The sequence below is a fragment of the Agrobacterium sp. YIC 4121 genome, assembly GCF_002008205.1.
Lineage (GTDB): Bacteria > Pseudomonadota > Alphaproteobacteria > Rhizobiales > Rhizobiaceae > Agrobacterium > Agrobacterium leguminum.
In genome coordinates this window covers 503,309-524,371 of record NZ_MRDI01000001.1, presented here as the reverse complement: position 1 = coordinate 524,371, position 21,063 = coordinate 503,309, and the positions used below count along the sequence as shown (strand labels likewise).

Annotated in this window: 20 protein-coding genes; 18 read left to right on the top strand and 2 right to left on the bottom strand. The window is 59.9% G+C overall.

Translation table 11 applies throughout. The features are described 5' to 3' along the window. The first annotated feature begins 53 nt into the window (after positions 1-53). From BTE54_RS02660 to trmB, 18 genes are all read left to right on the top strand, one after another. Entirely contained in the window at positions 54-2,882 is a 2,829-nt protein-coding gene (locus tag BTE54_RS02660) for a [protein-PII] uridylyltransferase (RefSeq protein ID WP_065654578.1), read from the top strand. Positions 2,883-2,886: 4 nt separating this feature from the next. Continuing rightward, complete coding sequence (gene murJ / locus BTE54_RS02655) at positions 2,887-4,476, top strand: murein biosynthesis integral membrane protein MurJ (RefSeq protein WP_078051336.1); 1,590 nt, start codon at positions 2,887-2,889, stop codon at positions 4,474-4,476. Beyond that, positions 4,476-4,883 (top strand): VOC family protein, encoded by a 408-nt coding sequence (locus BTE54_RS02650; RefSeq protein WP_078051335.1) that lies wholly within the window; start codon positions 4,476-4,478, stop codon positions 4,881-4,883. The genes murJ and BTE54_RS02650 overlap by 1 nt, the downstream gene beginning before the upstream one ends. A gap of 100 nt (positions 4,884-4,983) precedes the next feature. Further along, on the top strand, positions 4,984-6,048 hold the full coding sequence (trpS, locus tag BTE54_RS02645; RefSeq protein ID WP_059759352.1) for a tryptophan--tRNA ligase: 1,065 nt from the start codon (positions 4,984-4,986) through the stop codon (positions 6,046-6,048). Between the two features lie 114 nt (positions 6,049-6,162). After that, positions 6,163-6,654, top strand: coding sequence for a universal stress protein (locus BTE54_RS02640; protein ID WP_003503758.1), 492 nt, complete (start codon positions 6,163-6,165; stop codon positions 6,652-6,654). Between the two features lie 144 nt (positions 6,655-6,798). Beyond that, a complete protein-coding gene (locus BTE54_RS02635) occupies positions 6,799-7,362 on the top strand; it encodes a NifU family protein (RefSeq protein ID WP_078051334.1) in 564 nt (187 codons plus the stop codon). Positions 7,363-7,381: 19 nt separating this feature from the next. Continuing rightward, the gene (gene tsaB / locus BTE54_RS02630; protein WP_078051333.1) at positions 7,382-8,050 is read left to right on the top strand and encodes a tRNA (adenosine(37)-N6)-threonylcarbamoyltransferase complex dimerization subunit type 1 TsaB; all 669 of its coding nucleotides are present in this window, start codon (positions 7,382-7,384) and stop codon (positions 8,048-8,050) included. Positions 8,051-8,102: 52 nt separating this feature from the next. Then, positions 8,103-8,597, top strand: a complete 495-nt coding sequence (locus BTE54_RS02625) for an N-acetyltransferase (protein WP_078051332.1) — start codon at positions 8,103-8,105, stop codon at positions 8,595-8,597. 63 nt (positions 8,598-8,660) lie between these two features. Beyond that, positions 8,661-9,089, top strand: a complete 429-nt coding sequence (locus BTE54_RS02620) for a Fur family transcriptional regulator (protein WP_003503749.1) — start codon at positions 8,661-8,663, stop codon at positions 9,087-9,089. A 30-nt stretch (positions 9,090-9,119) separates the two neighbouring features. Then, positions 9,120-9,914, top strand: coding sequence for a lysophospholipid acyltransferase family protein (locus BTE54_RS02615; protein ID WP_065654574.1), 795 nt, complete (start codon positions 9,120-9,122; stop codon positions 9,912-9,914). 65 nt (positions 9,915-9,979) lie between these two features. Further along, complete coding sequence (miaB, locus tag BTE54_RS02610) at positions 9,980-11,383, top strand: tRNA (N6-isopentenyl adenosine(37)-C2)-methylthiotransferase MiaB (RefSeq protein ID WP_065654573.1); 1,404 nt, start codon at positions 9,980-9,982, stop codon at positions 11,381-11,383. Between the two features lie 40 nt (positions 11,384-11,423). Beyond that, a complete protein-coding gene (locus tag BTE54_RS02605) occupies positions 11,424-12,479 on the top strand; it encodes a PhoH family protein (RefSeq protein WP_078051331.1) in 1,056 nt (351 codons plus the stop codon). 9 nt (positions 12,480-12,488) lie between these two features. Then, entirely contained in the window at positions 12,489-12,995 is a 507-nt protein-coding gene (gene ybeY / locus BTE54_RS02600; RefSeq protein ID WP_078051330.1) for an rRNA maturation RNase YbeY, read from the top strand. Between the two features lie 15 nt (positions 12,996-13,010). Beyond that, positions 13,011-14,156 (top strand): hemolysin family protein, encoded by a 1,146-nt coding sequence (locus BTE54_RS02595; protein WP_078051329.1) that lies wholly within the window; start codon positions 13,011-13,013, stop codon positions 14,154-14,156. A 222-nt stretch (positions 14,157-14,378) separates the two neighbouring features. Next, on the top strand, positions 14,379-15,968 hold the full coding sequence (gene lnt / locus BTE54_RS02590; RefSeq protein ID WP_078051328.1) for an apolipoprotein N-acyltransferase: 1,590 nt from the start codon (positions 14,379-14,381) through the stop codon (positions 15,966-15,968). Between the two features lie 133 nt (positions 15,969-16,101). Next, positions 16,102-16,521: a helix-turn-helix domain-containing protein gene (locus BTE54_RS02585; protein WP_003520055.1), complete on the top strand. Its 420-nt coding sequence runs from the start codon at positions 16,102-16,104 to the stop codon at positions 16,519-16,521. Between the two features lie 190 nt (positions 16,522-16,711). After that, complete coding sequence (gene metK, locus BTE54_RS02580) at positions 16,712-17,974, top strand: methionine adenosyltransferase (RefSeq protein ID WP_003520054.1); 1,263 nt, start codon at positions 16,712-16,714, stop codon at positions 17,972-17,974. A 170-nt stretch (positions 17,975-18,144) separates the two neighbouring features. After that, positions 18,145-18,843 (top strand): tRNA (guanosine(46)-N7)-methyltransferase TrmB, encoded by a 699-nt coding sequence (gene trmB / locus BTE54_RS02575; RefSeq protein WP_078051327.1) that lies wholly within the window; start codon positions 18,145-18,147, stop codon positions 18,841-18,843. Between the two features lie 12 nt (positions 18,844-18,855). On the opposite strand, the gene BTE54_RS02570 is transcribed toward trmB, so the two are convergent. Both BTE54_RS02570 and BTE54_RS02565 read right to left on the bottom strand, forming a co-directional pair. Continuing rightward, the gene (locus tag BTE54_RS02570) at positions 18,856-19,755 is read right to left on the bottom strand and encodes a ribokinase (protein ID WP_065654857.1); all 900 of its coding nucleotides are present in this window, start codon (positions 19,753-19,755) and stop codon (positions 18,856-18,858) included. 53 nt (positions 19,756-19,808) lie between these two features. After that, on the bottom strand, positions 19,809-21,002 hold the full coding sequence (locus tag BTE54_RS02565; RefSeq protein WP_003520050.1) for a DNA recombination protein RmuC: 1,194 nt from the start codon (positions 21,000-21,002) through the stop codon (positions 19,809-19,811). Between the last annotated feature and the right edge of the window lie 61 nt (positions 21,003-21,063).

The following is a 21,063-nucleotide window of genomic DNA, read 5'->3' as shown; positions in this document are numbered from 1 at the left end:
ACACTCCCATCGCAAGTGGTGGGATTTCCCACAGGACATGGATACCGGCATAGATGGCCATCAAGGACCTGGATTTTTCCGACATTCTCGATGTATCGGCGCTGAAGCGTGACTGTGACATCATCTTCAAGGAAGACGGCAAACGCATCGCCGATATCAAGTCCGATCTACTGCCGATCTTCCGCAAGGCCAGTACGGAAGGCCGGGAAAAGGCCAGAGAACTACTGAAAGCCGATGGCAGCGGCATTGACTGCGCCCGGCGCATCTCCTGGCTCCAGGATCGGCTGATCGAAACGCTCTATGATCTCGCCTGCCAATACGTCTATCCGAAAGATGCGCCGCAGATCGCGGTCGCCGCGGTTGGCGGTTATGGACGCGGCACACTGGCGCCGGGATCGGATATCGACCTCCTGTTCTTGCTTCCCACCAAGAACACACCTGACATGCACAAGGCCGTGGAGTTCGTGCTCTATCTCCTCTGGGATCTCGGCTTCAAGGTCGGCCACGCCACCCGCACGGTGGATGAATGCATCCGCCTCTCCAAATCCGACATGACGATCCGCACCGCTATTTTGGAAGTGCGGGCGATCTGCGGCAAGAAATCCCTGACCGACGATCTCGAAAAGCGCTTCGAGTCAGAAGTCGTCACCGGAACCGGCCCGGAATTCATCGCCGCCAAGCTCGCCGAGCGCGACCAGCGCCACCGCAAGGCGGGCGATACGCGTTATCTGGTGGAGCCGAACGTCAAGGAAGGCAAGGGTGGCCTGCGCGACCTGCACACGCTGTTCTGGATCGCCAAATATTATTATCACGTCCGCGATACGGCCGATCTGGTCAAGCTCGGCGTCCTGTCGCGGCCTGAACTCAGGCTGTTCGAAAAGGCCGATGATTTTCTCTGGGCTGTGCGTTGCCAGATGCATTTCATCACCGGCAAGGCGGAAGAGCGCCTTTCCTTCGACATCCAGCGTGAGATTGCTGATGCCCTGAATTATCAGCCGCGCCCCGGCCTCTCCGCCGTTGAGCGTTTCATGAAGCACTATTTTCTCGTGGCGAAGGATGTCGGCGATCTGACGCGCATCGTCTGCGCCGCACTGGAAGACCGGCAGGCGAAGGATGTGCCGGGCCTTTCCGGTGTGCTGAGCCGCTTTGCCCATCGCGTGCGTAAAATCCCCGGCTCGGTGGAATTCGTCGAGGATCGGGGGCGTATCGCGCTTGCCAAACCCGACGTCTTCAAGAACGACCCGGTCAATCTGATCCGGCTGTTCCACATTGCCGATATCAACAATCTCGAACTGCATCCCGATGCGCTGCGTGTCGTCACCCGCTCGCTGTCGCTCATCAATGACGAGCTGCGGGAAAACGAGGAGGCTAATCGGCTTTTCCTGTCGATCCTGACATCACGGCGCGATCCGGCGTTGACCCTGCGCCGCATGAACGAGGCAGGCGTGCTCGGCAAGTTCATCCCCGAATTCGGCAAGATCGTCGCGATGATGCAGTTCAACATGTATCATCACTATACGGTGGATGAGCATCTGATCCGCTCTGTCGGCGTGCTGTCGGAAGTGGACAAGGGAACGGCCGTCGATGCCCATCCGCTTGCCAACCAGCTGATGCCCAGCGTCGAGGAACGTGAGGCGCTCTATGTTGCCGTTCTGTTGCACGATGTGGCAAAGGGCCGGCAGGAAGACCACTCGATTGCCGGCGCGCGTGTTGCCCGCAAGCTCTGCCAACGTTTTCGCCTCACCGGCAAGCAGACCGAAACGGTGGTCTGGCTGATCGAGCAGCATCTTTTGATGTCCATGGTCGCCCAGACGCGCGATCTGCATGACCGCAAGACCATCACCGATTTTGCCGACAAGGTGCAATCCATGGAGCGGCTGAAGATGCTGCTCATCTTGACGGTCTGCGATATCCGCGCCGTCGGTCCCGGCGTTTGGAACGGCTGGAAGGGGCAGCTGCTGCGTTCGCTTTATTACGAGACCGAACTGCTGCTGTCGGGCGGCTTCTCGGAAGTCTCCCGCAAGGAGCGCGCGCAGATCGCCCGGCAGGCGCTCTACGACGCCCTCGACGACTGGGGCCAGAAGGCGCGGCGCAAATATACCAAGCTGCACTACGAGCCCTATCTGCTGACGGTGGCGCTCGAAGACCAGGTGCGTCACACCCGCTTCATCCGGGAGGCCGACAAGCAGGAAAAAGCGCTGTCGACCATGGTGCGCACCCATTCCTTCCACGCCATCACCGAAATCACCGTGCTGGCGCCCGACCATCCGCGTCTGCTGTCCATCATCACCGGCGCCTGTGCTGCCGCCGGCGCCAATATCGCCGATGCGCAAATCTTCACGACGTCCGATGGGCGGGCGCTCGATACGATCCTCATCAACCGCGAATTTCCGATCGATGAGGACGAGACGCGGCGCGGCAACAATGTCGGCAAGCTCATCGAGGAGGTTCTCTCCGGCAAGCAGCGCCTGCCGGAAATGATCGCTACCCGCACCAAGAGCCGCAAGAAGAAGAGCGCCTTCACTATTCCGCCCTCCGTCATCATCTCCAACGGGCTGTCGAACAAGTTCACCGTCATCGAAGTGGAATGCCTCGACCGGCCGGGGCTTCTGGCGGATATGACGGCCGTTATCGCGGATCTGTCGCTCGATATTCACTCCGCCCGCATCACCACCTTCGGGGAGAAGGTCATCGACACCTTCTATGTGACGGACCTCTTCGGCCAGAAGGTGACGAATGACAACCGGCAGGCCAGCATCGCCACGCGCCTGAAGGCGGTGATGAGCGAGCAGGAAGACGAATTGCGAGACCGTATGCCGAATGGCATCATCGCCCACCCAGACGTGGCGGCCCTGCCGGCCGCGCGCACGGCAAAGGCTTGAGATTATGAGCCTGATCGGCAAGTTCGCCACCGTCGGCACAGCCACGCTCGGCAGCCGCATTTTCGGCTTCCTGCGCGAAACCCTGATGGCAGCCGCCGTCGGCACCGGCCCGGTGGCGGATGCTTTCAATGCTGCTTTCCGTTTCCCCAATACCTTCCGGCGGCTGTTTGCTGAAGGCGCTTTCAACTCGGCCTTCGTGCCGCTTTTCGCCAAGGAAATCGAGGCGAACGGCATGGAAGGCGCGAGACGCTTTTCCGAGGAAGTCTTCGGCGTCCTGTTCACCGTGCTTTTGGCCCTGACGATCCTGATGGAACTGTCGATGCCATTCATCGTGCGCACGGTGATCGCGCCGGGCTTTCTGGAAGACCCGGTGAAATTCGACAACACCGTGCATCTCGCCACCATCATGTTCCCCTATCTCGCCTGCATGTCTCTGGCGGCAATGATGGGCGGCATGCTGAACTCTCTGCACCGTTATTTTGCGGCGGCGATTGCTCCCGTATTCCTTAATATCATTCTCATCGGCGTGCTCGCGCTGGCTTGGTGGAAGAATTACGATCCGCTTCAAGTCGGCTATGCGCTTTCATGGGGTGTGATGGCAGCGGGTCTGGTGCAGCTCGCCATTGTCTGGATAGCCGTGCGCAATGCCGGCATGCGCATCGGTTTCCGCAGGCCCCGGCTGACGAAGAATGTGCAGCGCCTCCTGGTTCTTGCGCTGCCGGCAGCGATTACCGGCGGCATCACCCAGATCAATCTGCTGATCAACACCAATATCGCCTCTGCCGGCGAGGGCGTGATCTCGTCGCTTGCCTATGCCGACCGAATCTACCAGCTGCCGCTCGGCGTCGTCGGCATCGCGGTGGCCACCGTGCTTCTGCCGGAATTGGCGCGGGCGTTGCGCGGCGGGCATATGGTGGAGGCCGGAAGCCTGCAGAACCGCTCGGTCGAATTCGTACTGTTCCTGACATTGCCGGCTGCCGCAGCACTTCTCGTCATGGCGGAGCCTATCGTTCGTTTTCTTTACGAGCGCGGCAATTTCTCGCCTTCAGCCACTGTCACCGTCGCGCAAATCCTTGGTATCTATGGTCTTGGTCTGCCGGCTTTTGTGCTGATTAAGGCCTTCATTCCGGGCTTCTTCGCCCGTGAGGATACGCGCACACCAATGATCTTCGCGGCGATTTCCGTCGTCGTGAACGTATCCCTGGCGCTGACGCTCTTCCCGCGTCTTGGCGGTCCGGGCATCGCCATCGCCGAAATCACCGCCGGCTGGGTCAATGCCGCCCTTCTGTTCGGCATGCTTTTGTGGCGCGGGCACTGGCATGTGGATATTCCGCTGCTCACCCGCATTCCGCGTTTGCTGCTGGCTGCGGCGTTGATGGCTGTTTTCGTGCACTACGCGTTGACCTGGCTGACTTTCGAACTGTCTTCCGCCTCGTCCATTTTCGTGCGGGCGGGCACCATCATGGCTCTCGTTTTCGCAGCCATGCTGGTCTATTTCGTGCTGGCCTTTGTTTCGGGTGGAGCCGATATCGGCATGGTCAAGCGAGCCATCCGCAAGCGCGGCAAAAAGAACGTCGAAACGGAGGCGGGCTGATGTCCTTTGCCGAGAACCGCCGCATCGCGCTCGTCACGCTTGTCGTGGACGATTACGATCGGGCGAAGGCGTTTTATTGCGACATTCTCGGGTTCGAATGCCTGTCCGATCAGCCGCTTGGCGACGGCAAGCGGTGGCTGGTGGTGAAGCCGCAAGGAACCGATGGCGGGGGCCTGCTGCTTGCCGAGGCCGATGGCGAAGAGCAGCGCCTTGCGATCGGCAACCAGACCGGCGGCCGTGTCGGATTTTTCCTGCACACCGATAATTTCCAGCGCGATTACGAGACCATGCTCGCCCGCGGCGTGCGCTTTCTGGAAGAGCCGCGCCATGAGGTTTATGGTTCCGTCGCGGTCTTTGCCGACCCTTACGGAAATCGCTGGGACCTCCTTCAGCCGCGCCTTGGATAGCCCTTGAAACCGCTTGATTGCGAGGGGCTGCGGGTGCATAAGCGCGCGTGCAATTCCAATCACGGGGCGGGGCCCTCCACAAGCCTTTTCGAGGACGACAATGAACGCATTCAAGCCGCTGGTTTTCTCGGGCGTCCAGCCGACCGGCAATCTGCATCTCGGTAATTATCTCGGCGCCATCCGCAAATTCGTGGCGCTGCAGGAAGATAACGACTGCATCTATTGCGTCGTCGATATGCATGCCATCACCGCCCAGCTCGTTCATACGGACCTGAAGGCGCAGACCCGCTCGATTGCGGCCGCCTTCATCGCCTCGGGCATCGACCCTGTAAAACATATCGTCTTCAACCAGTCGGCCGTGCCGCAGCATGCGGAACTCGCATGGGTGTTCAACTGCGTGGCGCGCATCGGCTGGATGGAGCGCATGACGCAGTTCAAGGACAAGTCCGGCAAGAATGCCGAACAGGTCTCGCTCGGCCTGCTGGCCTATCCGAGCCTGATGGCTGCCGACATTCTCGTCTATCGCGCCACGCATGTTCCGGTTGGTGATGACCAGAAGCAGCATCTGGAACTTGCCCGCGATATCGCCCAGAAGTTCAATATCGATTTCGGCGATCATATCCGCAAGGCGGGTCTCGGGCTCGATATCACCGTGGGCGATGAGCCGGTGCACGCCTATTTCCCGATGGTGGAGCCGTTGATCGGCGGCCCGGCGCCGCGCGTGATGTCGCTCAAGGACGGCACCAAGAAAATGTCGAAGTCCGACCCTTCCGATCTTTCGCGCATCAACCTGATGGATGATGTCGATGCGATCTCGAAGAAGATCAAGAAGGCAAAGACCGATCCGGACGCGCTGCCGAGCGAAGTGGAAGGCCTGAAGGGCCGTCCCGAGGCCGAAAACCTCGTCGGCATCTATGCTGCTCTCTCCGACAGGACCAAGGCGGATGTTCTTTCCGAATTCGGCGGACAGCAGTTCTCGGCGTTCAAGCCGGCCCTCGTCGAGCTTGCGGTTAATGTTCTGGCCCCCGTCAACAACGAGATGCGCCGCCTTCTCGATGACCCGACCCATATCGACGCCATCCTCAAACAGGGCGGCGAGCGGGCACGCACCATCGCCGAAAAGACGATGAACGAGGTACGCGACATCATCGGCTTCCTGCGCTGACAGGTCGCTGCTGCGCGAATGCGGCGGGCGGTTTGCGCCTGCCGTGATTTGATATAATCTCCGCCCGAACCGTCGGGCGGTTTTACGGATCACGGCGGACCTAGGGAGTGCAGAATGGTTTCAAAACGGCTGTCGCGTCTGGAAGGGCATCGTCGCAAATTTCTCGCTGTTATCGATGACACACCGGAATGCGAAAGGGCCGTGCACTATGCCGGTCGTCGTGCCAAGAACTCCAATGGCGGGCTGGTGCTGCTCTACATGATCCCGGAAGGCGATTTCCAGCAATGGCTGGGTGTCGAGCAGATCATGCGGGCCGAAGCGCGTGAGGAAGCGGAAGCCACTCTCGCCAAGATCGCTCAGAAGGTACGCGAAACAATCGGCATAGAGCCGGAAGCAGTCATTCGAGAAGGCAGCGCAACCGAGCAGATCCACGGGCTGATCGAGGAAGACCGCGATATCGCGATTCTCGTTCTGGCAGCAGGCTCGACGAAGGAAGGGCCGGGACCGCTTGTTTCCTCCATCGCCGGACGTGGGGCAGCCTTTCCCATTCCCGTCACCGTGTTGCCGGATACGCTGTCGGACGAGGAAATCGACGCACTCTGCTGACCCTTGTTCGGGCAAGATTGAGGGGCTGACGATTTCTTGAATGTAATTATCATGTCAGGGCTTGAAGTGCAGCTTCGCCGGGCGTATTTTTTGGAAGAATTCTAAATTACGGGGCGTGAACGGCGACCTCGAAGGAGACAGACGATGTTCATTCAGACGGAAGCCACGCCGAACCCGACGACGCTGAAGTTCCTGCCGGGCAAGGTGGTGCTGGAAAGCGGCACGGTGGAGTTTCTCAACCCGTCGCAGGCGCAGGCTTCGCCGCTGGCAGAGCGCCTCTTCACCATTCCGGGCGTGACCGGCGTTTATTTCGGTTTCGATTTCATCACCGTCACCAAGGACGGCGCGGAATGGCAGCACCTAAAGCCCGCCATTCTGGGCGCGATCATGGAACATTTCATGTCCGGCCGCCCGATCATGGGCACGGCTGTTGCGGCTGAAGTATCGGATGAGGAAGGCGAATTCTTCGAAGAGGGTGACGAAACCATCGTCGCCACCATCAAGGAGTTGCTGGATACCCGCGTTCGCCCCGCCGTGGCGCAGGATGGCGGCGATATCACCTTCCGCGGTTTCCGCGACGGCACGGTGTTCCTGAACATGAAGGGCGCCTGCTCGGGTTGCCCGTCCTCCACCGCCACGCTGAAGCATGGCGTTCAGAATCTGCTTCGCCATTTCGTGCCGGAAGTGCGCGAAGTCGAAGCGGTATAAAAGCGCAAGCCAGGCCATCATGATTGTTCTCGCACTCGACACCTCAGGTGTGGATTGTTCCGCCTGCGTTTATGACAGCGCCTCCGACAGGGTGCTCGGCGAGGTATGCGAAACGATCGGCAAGGGCCATGCCGAAAGGTTGATGGCGGTGATCGACGGTGCGCTGGAGCAGGCGCAACTGGCGCTCCAGAATGTCGGGCGCATCGCCGTGACCATCGGGCCGGGGTCTTTCACCGGTATCCGCGTCGGGGTCGCCGCCGCGCGCGGCTTTGCCCTGTCGCTCGGCGTCGAGGCCGTGGGCGTCACCACGCTTGAAACGCTGGCGCTTCATCATCTGCTTGCAAATCCCGGCCGGTCCGTGGCCGTTGCGCTGGATGCCAAGCGCGGCGAAGCCTATCTCCAGACATTCGGTGCGGATGGATCGCCGCTGAGCGATGCTGCGCTTCTGCCCCTGGACGACGCCAAAACGGTTACCACCGGTTTTGATGGCGCCGTTATCGGTTCAGCCGCGCCGCTTTTGGCGGGGTTGGAGGCGGGTTCGGGACCGGATCACTTCCCGATTGCCTCGGTCGCGCGTGCTGCTGCGCGCAAGCCAGCTGGCCAGCCGAAACCCGCGCCGCTTTATCTGCGCGGGCCGGATGCCCGGCCGCAGACCGGTTTTGCGCTGGCACGTCAGGGCGTTGCCTGATAGGGCATTCGTCAACATGTGCGAATGATTCCTGTGATGCCCGATTCCTGTTATGTTTGACGACTATCTGACCTGGAAGCCCTATTTCGAGATCGTGCCGATGCAGCATGAGGATTGCGCCGCGGTGGCGGAGTTGCATGCGCTGCGCTTTCCGCGCCCGTGGAACGACGGGGAGTTTTCCGGGCTGCTGACGCAAGGGTCGGTTTTCGGTGCTGTCGCACGCCAGACCAACGCCTTTTTCAGTAAGCCGCTCGGTGGTTTCGTGCTGGCGCGGGAAGTGGCGGGCGAGGCGGAAATCCTGACCGTTGCCGTGGCCGACAAGTTCGCACGCGCCGGTCTCGGCTGGCGTCTGATGCAGTCGGCCATCCGCGAGGCCATGATGCGCGGCGCCGAAACCATGTTTCTTGAGGTGGATAATAATAATGCCTCTGCGCTGGGGCTTTACAGGAAGCTCGGCTTCAAAACCGTCGCGGAACGCAAGGCCTATTACGCAGCAAAGGATGGAACGAAGTCGACGGCGCTTGTCATGCGCCGCGATCTTCGCTAGTTCCCTGCGACAGGCATTTTTCGGCGAAAGCCGCAAACCGGAATTCTCAAAAGGCCAGAAGACGTGACAGACCTTTCGAAAACGCTGGAGGAGCTTTGCGCCGAACGCGGCATGCGGATGACGGATCAACGCCGTGTCATCGCCCGCGTCCTTCAGGAGTCAGCCGACCATCCCGATGTCGAGGAGCTTTACCGCCGCTCCTCCGCCGTGGATCCGCGCATCTCGATTTCCACCGTCTATAGAACGGTGAAGCTGTTCGAGGATGCCGGCATCATCGAGCGTCACGATTTTCGCGACGGCCGTTCGCGCTATGAGACCGTGCCCGAGGAACATCACGATCACCTGATCGACTTGAAGAACGGCGTGGTCATCGAATTTCATTCCGCCGAGATCGAGGCACTTCAGGAAAAGATCGCCAGGGAACACGGCTTCAAGCTCGTGGATCACCGGCTGGAACTTTACGGCGTGCCGTTGAAGCCCGGCGAACACTGAGACGCCGGTGAGCAGACGGGCGTTCCAATCATGATGTGGCTCCGGACAGCCTATATCGCGGTCGTTCTTCTGATCGTCACGATCATATTGCTGCCGCTGCAACTATTGGGCCTTGCCTTCGACTGGCGGCTTCGCCGCCGCATTCCGCGCCTCTGGCATCGCATCGCCTGCCATGTTCTCGGTATCCGCGTGCATGTGCATGGCGATGTGGAGCGGGCGAAACCGCTGATGCTTGCGGTCAATCACGCCTCGTGGAAGGACATCCTCGTTCTCGGCAGCATTGCCGACGTGGTGTTCATCGCCAAAACGGAAGTGCGGGACTGGCCGGTGTTCGGCTGGCTTGCCCGCTTGCAGAAAAGCATCTTTGTTCAGCGTGAGCAGAAACGCAGCACCGGCGCGCAGGTGAGCGAGATCGCCAGCCGCATGGCCGATGGCGAGATCGTCGTTTTGTTTCCCGAAGGCACCACCTCCGACGGCAACCGTATGCTTGCCGTCAAATCCTCGCTGTTCGGTGCGGCCTCCACCGCCGCTGAACAGGTTCCGGGCAAGCTGGTTTATGTGCAGCCGGTCGCCATCGCCTATACAAGGGTGCAGGGCATGGCCATGGGGCGTTACCATCGCGTCATCGCCGCCTGGCCGGGCAGCATCACGCTCGTGCCGCATCTGCTCGGCATCATCAGGGCCGGCGCCATCGATGTCGACGTGACATTCGGTGACAGCGTTCCGTTTCACAGCACGGATAACCGCAAGCGCCTGGCGACCGATATCGCCGCCTCCATCCGCTCCATGCTGGCCTTCAGCCTGCGCGGCGGCTGGCGGAATTAGCGAGATCGTAGCTTTTCCGGCATTTTTCTGTTTAATCTGGCCGTGAAAAACACTAGATAGCCGCCATGACCCAGGAAACGCTTGGCCTCGACGCCCCACCCATGATTGCCCGCGAGGGTTCGAACAGCAGAAAGGTCTTCATCAAGACCTATGGCTGTCAGATGAACGTCTACGATTCCGTCCGTATGAGCGATGCGCTGGCGAAGGACGGCTACGTTCAGACGGAAGATATGGGCGAGGCGGATCTGGTTCTGCTGAACACCTGTCATATCCGCGAAAAGGCGGCTGAAAAGGTCTACTCGGCGCTCGGCCGCCTGCGCGACATGAAAAAATCGCGCGAAGAGCAGGGCCGCGAATTCATGATCGGCGTTGCCGGTTGCGTTGCGCAGGCGGAAGGCGAGGAAATCCTTCGCCGTGCGCCCGCCGTTGATGTCGTCATTGGCCCGCAGACCTACCATCGCCTGCCGGACGCCCTGAAGCGGGTGCGCGGCGGCGAGCGTGTCATCGAGACCGAATATGCGGTTGAGGATAAGTTCGAGCACCTGCCTGTCGCCGAAAAGGCGACGCTGCGCACGCGCGGCGTAACGGCGTTTCTGACGGTGCAGGAAGGTTGCGACAAGTTCTGTACCTTCTGTGTCGTGCCCTATACGCGCGGTTCGGAAGTCTCCCGCCCCGTGCGCCAGATCGTCGATGAGGCGATGAAGCTCGTCGATGCCGGCGTGCGCGAGATCACGCTGCTCGGCCAAAACGTCAATGCCTGGCAGGGCGAAGGCCCGAAGGGTGAGAAATGGGGCCTTGCCGAGCTGCTTTACCGGCTGGCGGAAATTCCCGGCCTTGCACGGCTTCGCTACACCACCAGCCATCCGCGCGACATGGACGAGCGCCTGATCGGCGCGCATCGCGATTTGCGCATCCTGATGCCCTATCTGCATCTGCCGGTGCAATCGGGTTCGGACCGCATTCTGAAAGCGATGAACCGTCGCCATACGGGTGAGGAATATATCCAGCTTATCGAAAAAATCCGCGCTGCCCGCCCTGATATTGCCATGTCGGGAGACTTTATTGTCGGTTTCCCCGGTGAGACGGATCGCGATTTCGAAGATACGATGGCGATGGTCGAGACGGTGAAATATGCGCAGGCCTTCTCGTTCAAATATTCCACCCGTCCCGGCACGCCGGGAGCCGATCTCACCGATCAGGTTGCGGAAGAGGTGAAGGCCGAGCGACTGGAAAGATTGCAGGCCCTGTTGCTGCGGCAGCAGAAGGAATTTGCGGAATCGCTGGTCGGAAAAACCATGGATGTGCTGCTGGAAAAGCCCGGCCGCATGCCTGAGCAGTTGATAGGTCGCTCTCCATGGCTGCAATCCGTGAATCTTGATGCAAAGACTTTGAAAATCGGTGACATTGTTAATGTACGAATCACCGCAACGGGTCCAAACAGCTTGTTTGCCGAGGTGGCAGGGAGTTAGAGTGAGGAGCCGACACTGATTGGGACAGGAGCCTGACCGCTTGAACGCACACGAATTGGTATCAAATTCATCGCGCCAGCCACGCCAAGCCGCGACCGACGCCAATCACTTCGTCCTCACGTTCGAGAATAACAGGATAGCGGGAGAGCTATTCGGTCAGTTCGATCAGAACCTGAAGCTTCTGGAACAGCGCCTCAATATCGACGCTCGCCCACGCGGTAATTCCGTTGCCATCACCGGCGATGTCGTTGCCACCAATCAGGCTCGTCGGGCGCTGGATTTCCTCTATGAACGGCTGCTCAAGGGCGGAACCGCCGAGGTCTCCGATGTCGAAGGCGCGATCCGCATGGCCATGGCCGCGGACGACCAGCTGACCTTGCCGACGATGGAACGCAAGGCGAAGATTTCCATGGCACAGATTTCCACCCGCAAGAAGACCATCGCTGCCCGCACGCCGACACAGGATGTCTACATGCGGGCGCTGGAGCAGTCCGAACTGGTTTTCGGCGTCGGCCCCGCCGGCACCGGCAAGACCTATCTTGCCGTGGCGCATGCGGCGCAGCTTCTGGAGCGCGGCGCGGTTGACCGCATCATCCTGTCGCGCCCCGCCGTCGAAGCGGGTGAGCGTCTGGGCTTCCTGCCGGGCGACATGAAGGAAAAGGTCGATCCTTATCTGCGTCCGCTTTACGACGCGCTTTATGACATGATGCCGGGTGACAAGGTGGAGCGAGCCATTCAGGCGGGCGTCATCGAAATCGCACCGCTGGCCTTCATGCGCGGCCGCACGCTGGCCAATGCCGCCGTCATTCTGGACGAAGCCCAGAACACCACGACCATGCAGATGAAGATGTTCCTCACCCGCCTTGGTGAGAACGGCCGCATGATCGTGACCGGTGACCCAAGCCAGGTGGATTTGCCGCGCGGCGTGAAATCCGGTCTTGTCGAGGCCCTGCAAATCCTCACCGATGTCGAAGGCGTGTCCGTCGTGCGCTTCAAGGATGTCGATGTCGTTCGTCATCCGATGGTGGCGCGTATCGTCCGGGCTTACGAATCCCACACGGCCGTGCCGGATGAAAGCCTCGTAAAGGGCAGCTGACGTAAAGCAATGACAGCTCTGGATATTCAAATCAGCGTCGAGGCCGAAGGCTGGTCCTCGGAAGGGGATCTGCTGGCCTTCGCCACCAGGGTGCTGGATGCGGCGGTCGATTTCCTGAAGCGGGAAGAGGACCAACCCTTCCCGAAAATGCCGGTGGAACTGTCGCTGGTTTTCACCGACGACGAAAATATTCGCGAAATCAACGCTGAGTGGCGCGACAAGGACAAGGCAACCAATGTCCTGTCTTTCCCGGCTTTTCCGCTGAAGCCGGGCGGAATGCCGGGCCCCATGCTGGGCGATATCGTCATCGCGCGCGAGACGGTTGAACGCGAGGCCCTTGAACTTGAGAAGAGTTTCGGGGATCATCTGACCCATCTGCTCGTTCATGGGTTCCTGCATTTGTTCGGTTACGACCACATGGACGAGGAAGAAGCGGAAGAAATGGAGTCGCTTGAGACTCGCATTTTGGCGGTGCTTGGCCTATCTGATCCTTACGCGGGTCAGGAACCGCTTTAAATATTGTCTGGAGCCATGAACGAACATTCTGCACGACCTGCCAATGAGGGCAGAGAAAACGGCGAGCAGTCCTCTTCGGAGGAGGGCAGTAGTCACTTACGTCACGACTACAACGCCAAGCCGAAATCGACCATCTGGTCACGCATCGCACGGTTGCTGAAACCATCCCAGGGCGAGCGCCTGCGCGAGGATTTGACCGACGCGCTGATGGACGACACCGAAATCGGTGCGGCTTTTTCGCCCGAAGAACGGGCGATGCTCAACAATATCCTGCGTTTCCGCGAGATTCGGGTCGAAGATATCATGATCCCGCGTGTGGACATCGACGGTCTCGATGAGAATATGACGATCGGCGATGCGCTGATCCTCTTTGAGGAAACCGGGCGTTCGCGCATGCCGGTCTATGACGAGACGCTGGATAATCCGAAGGGCATGATCCACATTCGCGATCTGCTGGCCTATGTCGCCAAGCAAGCCCGCAACAAACGCCGGGCCGGTTCGCGAAGCGTCGCTTACGGTGAGGTGAAGGCGCCGCGTTCACCGCGGCCGAATTTCGACCTGGCACGTGTCGATCTGGAGCAGACGGTCGCCGCTGCCGGGTTGGTGCGCAAAATTCTTTTCGCACCGCCCTCCATGCTGGCCTCCGACCTTTTGAAGACGATGCAGGCCCAGAGAACCCAGCTTGCGTTGGTGATCGATGAGTATGGCGGCACCGACGGTCTCGTCAGCCATGAGGATATCGTCGAGATGGTCGTGGGTGACATCGATGACGAGCACGACAAGGACGAGGCGATGTTTTCGCGTCTTTCAGCCGACGTGCTTGTCGCGGATGCGCGTGCAGAACTCACCGAACTCGCCGAGGCGATCGGGCCGGAATTCGATGTGCGTGAACATCTGGAGGAAATCGATACGCTCGGCGGTCTCATCTTCTTCGCGCTCGGCCGCATTCCGGCCAAGGGCGAGGTGGTCAGGGCCGTGCCAGGTTTCGAGTTCCAGATCCTCGATGCGGATAGCAGGCGTATCAAGGGCGTTCGTATCGTCCGGGATCACGGCTCCGAAGGTGAGGATGATCGCGCTCCGGGCGAAGCGGGCGCCAATGAGGTGATTGCGCTGCCTGCTCCGGATGTTCGCCTTATCACGCACCAGCAGAACGCCGATTAAGGAAGGTCGACGGGTTTTTCCCCGTCGCTTCCACCTTTCGACATATCAATGCGACAGGTATGAATGCCCGTGTTCGGCGTCGAAAAGAACAAGTGGCGCTTCGGTCGCCACGCCTCCTGTGGACTGCGAATCTTTTTTCCTTTACGTCGGGTCTGAGGGGAAATTCCGTGGCGCGGCCTTGTCGGCGGCGGGCTTTTCCGGACGCGCATAAACGGAGATGGCATGGAGCGTCTTGCAGGCAGGGTAATGCTGGCCGGCGGCATGAGCCGCGCAGTTATGGCGATTGCCGCAGGTGCGGTCGGGGCGCTCGCTTTGCCTCCATTCGGCTTTTTTGCAGCGCTGTTTTTCTCTTTCACTCTGCTTGTCTGGCTTGTGGATGGCTGCACTGGAAAACCGGGCGGCGGCCTCTTCAGCCGCATCCTGCCAGCCTTCGGCATCGGCTGGTGTTTCGGGCTTGGTTACTTCGTCGCTGGCCTGTGGTGGCTCGGCAATGCTCTCCTGCTGGAAGCCGATGAATTCGCCTGGGCGCTGCCGCTCGCCATCCTTGGTCTTCCCGCTTTTCTGGCGTTGTTTTACGGTTTTGCGGTTGCCGCAGCCAATCTCCTCTGGTCGGAGGGCCTCGGCCGTATCGCTGCACTTGCTGCCGCGTTCGGCTTTTCGGAATGGCTGCGCAGCTTCCTAGCCACCGGCTTTCCCTGGAACGCCATCGGTTACGGCATCATGCCCATCCCGATCATGATGCAGTCGGCACATCTGCTTGGTCTTTTCAGCGTGACGACGCTTGCGGTTTTCATATTCGCCTCGCCGGCGCTGATAGGCACGAAAAAAGGAATGTGGTCGGGTCTCGCCGTGGCGGGGCTGCTACTGGCCGGCCATTTCGGTTATGGCTTCTACCGTCTCCAGACGCCGGCGGAGGTGCCCGCAGACGCACTGACCGTTCGGATCGTGCAGCCTTCCATCGATCAGTCACGCAAGATGCTGAACGCGGACAGGGCGGAGATTTTTGGCGAGCACCTGCGGCTCTCGGCTCTGCCGCCCGGCGAAGGGAAAAAGCGCCCTGATATCATCGTCTGGCCGGAAACCTCGGTGCCGTTCATTCTGACGCAAAACCCGGATGCTCTGGCGGAAATCGCCAAAACCCTGGAAGATGGGCAGGTGCTGTTCACCGGCGCCGTGAGAATGGAAGATCAGGGGGCAGGCCGCCCGCCGCGTTATTATAATTCGGTCTATGCGATCGACAGCCAGGGCGAGATCATCGGCGCGACCGACAAGGTGCATCTCACTCCTTTTGGCGAATATGTCCCCTTTGAAGGCATCCTGCGGGAGTTCGGCATCGACAATGTCATCGCCCTGCCGGGAGGTTTTTCCGCCGCTTCCTCGCGCACGCCGCTCACGCTTCCTTCGGGCAAGACCTTCTATCCTCTCATCTGTTACGAGATCATTTTCCCGGGTGAGATGACGCCGGGGCTGGCCGGCTCGGCCGCCATCCTGAATGTGACCAATGATGGCTGGTTCGGTGATACGCCCGGCCCCTATCAGCATTTTCTGCAGGCGAGGGTCCGGGCCGTTGAGACGGGCGTGCCGGTGATTCGCGGTGCCAATACCGGAATTTCCGCCGTCATAGACCCCTATGGCCGCATTATTGCGGGGCTCGATTACGGCCGGGTGGGAATTGTTGACGCCACTTTGAGTGGTGGGTCAAACGACGCATTTACTTACGACATACATCGGACGTATTTCTGGTTGATTTTTTCTATCTTGATGATCGTTGCGGTATTTCCCGCCTTGAGTTTCGCTCGGCGCCAGAATTGACCGGGAACCCCTGTAATTGCATAGTGAATACGTCAGTCGTAAAACAAGTTTAGACGCTGTCGAATTGCCGACTCATTTCTTCGAATAGTAATGAAGCGAGATATCAACCCTTTCCGAGTGTCAGGACCGCATGATGACCGAGAATAAGAAAAAGCCTAACCCCATCGACATTCATGTCGGAAGCCGAATTCGCCTTCGCAGAACCATGCTCGGAATGAGCCAGGAGAAGCTGGGTGAAAGTCTCGGAATTACCTTTCAGCAAATCCAGAAGTATGAAAAAGGCACGAACCGCGTTGGCGCCAGCCGCCTCCAGAATATTTCCGCGATCCTTAATGTGCCCGTTTCCTTTTTTTTCGAAGATGCACCCGGCGATCAGGCTGGCGGCACACCCGGCATGGCGGAGGCGTCGAGCTCCAACTATGTGGTCGACTTTCTGTCCTCGGCTGAAGGTCTGCAGCTGAACCGCGCCTTCGTGAAGATCGCCGACCCGAAGGTTCGCCGCCGTCTCGTCGATCTCGTCAAGGCGCTCGCCGCCGAAGGTGACGCCGAGTAAGCGCAGCCCGCGCGACGCAGAAAATTTCCGGCACGGGATGCCGGGCACTCAACGGTCCGCAAGGACCGTTTTTTTGTGCCCGATTGGAAAGGAATTCTCACATAAAGATATATTTATGTGGTTGTGTCCTTGTTTTTCACGGCCGAAATGACTAACAAACTCCAAGACCGTTCTTTGAGGGGAATCCCGCATGCGTGCCAATTATCTGTTCACCAGCGAGTCCGTGGCCGAGGGTCATCCGGACAAGGTTTGTGATCGTATTTCCGATGAAATTGTGGATCTCATCTATCGTGAAGCGTCCAAGACGGGCGTTGACCCGTGGACCGTGCGCATTGCCTGCGAAACGCTTGCGACGACCAACCGCGTCGTTATCGCCGGTGAGGTTCGGGTTCCCGATACGCTTCTGAAGAAGGACAAGGACGGCAAGGTCCTCAAGGACGCCGCTGGCCACCCGGTCATCAACCCCTCGAAGTTCAAGTCCGCCGCCCGCAAGGCGATCCGCGACATCGGCTACGAGCAGGATGGTTTCCACTGGAAGACCGCCAAGATCGACGTTCTCCTGCATCCGCAGTCTGCTGATATCGCGCAGGGCGTGGACAACGCCTCCGACAAGCAGGGCGACGAGGGCGCCGGCGACCAGGGCATCATGTTCGGTTACGCCTGCAAGGAAACGCCTGACCTCATGCCGGCTCCAATCTATTATTCTCACCGCATCCTGCAGCTGCTCGCCACCGCCCGTAAAAGCGGCGAAGGCGAGGCGGCCAAGCTCGGCCCCGACGCCAAGAGCCAGGTCACGGTTCGTTACGTCGACGGCAAGGCGGCGGAAGCCGTATCCATCGTTCTGTCCACGCAGCATCTCGATGCAAGCTGGGATTCGAAGAAGGTTCGCGCCGTTGTCGAGCCCTATATTCGCGAAGCTCTGGGCGACCTGAAGATCGCTGACGATTGCCAGTGGTACATCAACCCGACCGGCAAGTTCGTCATCGGCGGTCCCGATGGTGACGCCGGCCTGACGGGTCGCAAGATCATCGTCGACACCTATGGCGGCGCAGCGCCCCACGGCGGCGGTGCATTCTCCGGCAAGGACACGACCAAGGTTGACCGTTCCGCCGCCTATGCCGCCCGTTATCTCGCCAAGAACGTCGTGGCTGCCGGTCTTGCCGAGCGCTGCACGATCCAGATTTCCTACGCAATCGGCATCGCCCAGCCGCTGTCGATTTATGTCGATCTGCATGGCACCGGCAAGGTCAGCGAAGATCAGGTCGAGGCCGCGATCCGCAAGGTCATGGACCTGTCGCCGTCGGGCATCCGCCGTCATCTCGATCTCAACAAGCCGATCTACGCCAAGACGTCTTCCTACGGCCATTTCGGCCGCAAGGCCGGCCGTGACGGCTCCTTCTCATGGGAGAAGCTCGATCTGGTGAAGCCGCTCAAGGAAGCTTTGAGCGCTTGAAGCATTTCCGGTAAAATCGCGTAGCGGTTTTACGTCCGGAAAATGCGTCAACCAGATATCGCGCTTGTTATTTGACGGCGATTGAGAGATACCGTCACCAATTTTGTAACCCGCACAGTGCCTCATGTGGCGCTGTGCGGGTTAAGTCTATTTGTTCTTGAGAGTATGAGATGACGGAAGAACGGCGTTCGCGCGCGACGGAAGCGTTTTTTGGCAGACGCAAGGGCAAGCCCCTGCGCAATCAGCAGGTCGATACAATCGAGAACCTGTTGCCTTTGCTGAAAATCGATCTGGAAAGCGCCCCGCCGCAAAATCTCGCCGCTCTTTTTCCCGCGGATGTGCGGTCGATCCGTCTGGAGATAGGCTTTGGCGGCGGCGAGCATCTCGCCCACCGCGCGGTTGAAAACCCGGAGACGGGTTTCATCGGCGTGGAGCCCTTCGTCAATTCCATGGCCAAGCTGCTCGCCGCCGTGCGTGAACGCGAGCTGATGAATATCCGCCTTTACGACGATGATGCGACGCAATTGCTGGACTGGCTGCCCGAGGGATCGATCGATCATATCGACCTTCTCTATCCTGACCCGTGGCCGAAGAAGAAGCACTGGAAGCGTCGTTTCGTTTCAGACGTCAACCTCGCCCGTTTCCATCGTGTGCTGAAACCCGGCGGAAAGTTCTGCTTCGCTTCCGATATCGATACCTACGTGAACTGGACGCTGCAGCATTGCGCCCGCCATGGCGGCTTCGAATGGACGGCGACGAGTGCTGATGACTGGCGCACGCCCTACGCCAACTGGCCGGGAACGCGTTATGAGAACAAGGCGAAAAGAGAAGGCCGCAGCTCGGCCTATCTCACCTTCATTCGTCGTTGAGCGGCTGATCCCTCAGAGTGCCGCATCCACTTCCGCGGCAAGCGGAATGGAAGGCTGGGCGCCGGCGCGGGTGCAGGCAAGTGAGCCTGCGACGGCGGCTCGCTTCAGCGCCCTTTCGAAATCCATACCCTGATCGAGGCTCGCGGCGAGATAACCGCAGAAGGTGTCGCCCGCACCGACCGTATCGACCGGTTCGATCTTGAGGCCGGAAGCCCGGAAAACCTTGCCGTTGCGCATGGCGATCACGCCATCGGCACCGAGCGTCACGATCAATGTCTGGCCGGTCCTGTCATGCAGGGCTTTCAGTTCGGTTTCCCGCTCAGAACCGGAAAGGCCGTTCTTTCCGATCAGCAATTCGAACTCGGTTTCATTGGCGATGACGATATCGGCAAGGCCCGCAAGCCGCGGCCCATCGGCGGTCAGTGGCGCAGTATTGATGACGGTGGTGACGCGCTTTGCCTTCGCAGCCGTCAGCGCCGCTTCGATAGCGGGCGCGGGTATCTCGAACTGCAGCATCAAAATATCGCCCGCCGACATTTCCGCCAGGGCTTTCGCGGCGTCGGATGCGGAGACTTCACCATTGGCGGCGGGAATGACCGAGATCATGTTTTCCCCGCCTTCGCCGATAAGGATCACTGCCGTACCGGTAGGGCCGGGCGTGGTCTTCACGAGTGAGAGATCGGTGCCGGCGTCGCGCAGCAATGTCAGCGCCGGCGCGGCAAAGGTGTCATCGCCCGCAGCTCCTGCCATCTTGACCGTGGCGCCCGCACGCCGTGCGGCCAGCGCCTGGTTGGCTCCCTTGCCGCCGGCGGCCGTGGAGAAGGTCTCGCCCGTCACGGTTTCACCCGGCTTGGGCAGGCGTTTGGCGGTGGCGACGAGGTCCATGTTGATGGAGCCGAAAACAGTAATCATGGAGGGCGTATCCGTATAGAATTCAAGCAAGGCGGCGACTTTGCCCGAGCGGATCACTCGTCGTCAACCACCCGCAACTTTGCCGTTCCCGCCCTGTTCTCGGCAAAGCGTCGAGCCTGCTCTATTTCCCCATGCGACGTCTCTTTTTCCGTCGGTGAAAAATCGAGACCTTCGATTTTCTGGCCGCGCGCCAGCACCTTGTCGGAGGAGATCAGCATCATGTCGATATCCTTTTGCGCCAATCCAAAATGGGCCTGCAGCTTGCGCGTCCGGTCGTCCAGCCGCCGCACATCGTCCATCAGCAATGCCACTTCACCCTGAATGAGATGCGCCTGCTCGCGCATGCGCTGATCCTTGAGCACGGACTGGATGACCTGTACCGACAGCATCAGAAGTGACGGCGAAACGATGACGACGCGGGCGCGGTGAGCGCGCTGCACCAGATATTCGAAGTGCTGGTGGATATCGGCGAAGATCGATTCGGACGGCACGAAAATGAAGGCCGTATCCTGGGTTTCGCCGCGAATGAGATACTTCTCGGCGACATCGCGAATATGCACCTCCATATCGCGGCGGAACTGCTGCACGGCGGCGCGTTTGGTTTCGGGCGTCTCGTCCGCCTTGATGGCGTTCCACGCCTCCAGCGGAAACTTGGCGTCGATGACGAGCGGCGGGGCATTGTTGGGCATCTTGATGGTGCAGTCCGGCCGATAACCGTTCGAAAGCGTCGGCTGCAACTGGAAGGCCCCGGCCGGAAGCGCATCGGCAATCAGCGTCTCCATGCGGGCCTGTCCAAAGGCGCCGCGCGTCTGCTTGTTGGAAAGGATGGCCTGCAACCCGACGACGTCCTTGGCCAGATCCTGAATATTGCCCTGCGCGGCATCGATGACCGCGAGGCGCTCCTGCAGGCGGCTCAGATTCTCATGCGTCGACCGGGTCTGCTCCGTCAGTGTTTCGCCAAGGCGCTGCGACATGCCGTCGAGGCGCTGGTTCAGCGTCTGGCTCATCTCGGTCTGGCGGGTGCCGAGCGTTTCCGCCATGGCGGCGATGCGGCCATGCAGTTCGGACTGTGTTTTCAGGAGGTCGGAGATTTCGCCGTCGGCTCCTGCTTTTTTCGCACGGTTCGCCGTCACCAGCCAGGTCGTGACCAGACCGAAAACCAGAGCCGCGAGCAGCGCGCCGAAGCTGATGTCGACGGAGCCGGCCCGTAACGCGGGATCGAGGAGAACGGAGAAATCTATGCTCATAATTAAATCTAGCAGGTTTCTTGTGATTCGGAAGATCAAAACAAGAACATTCCTGCGGCGG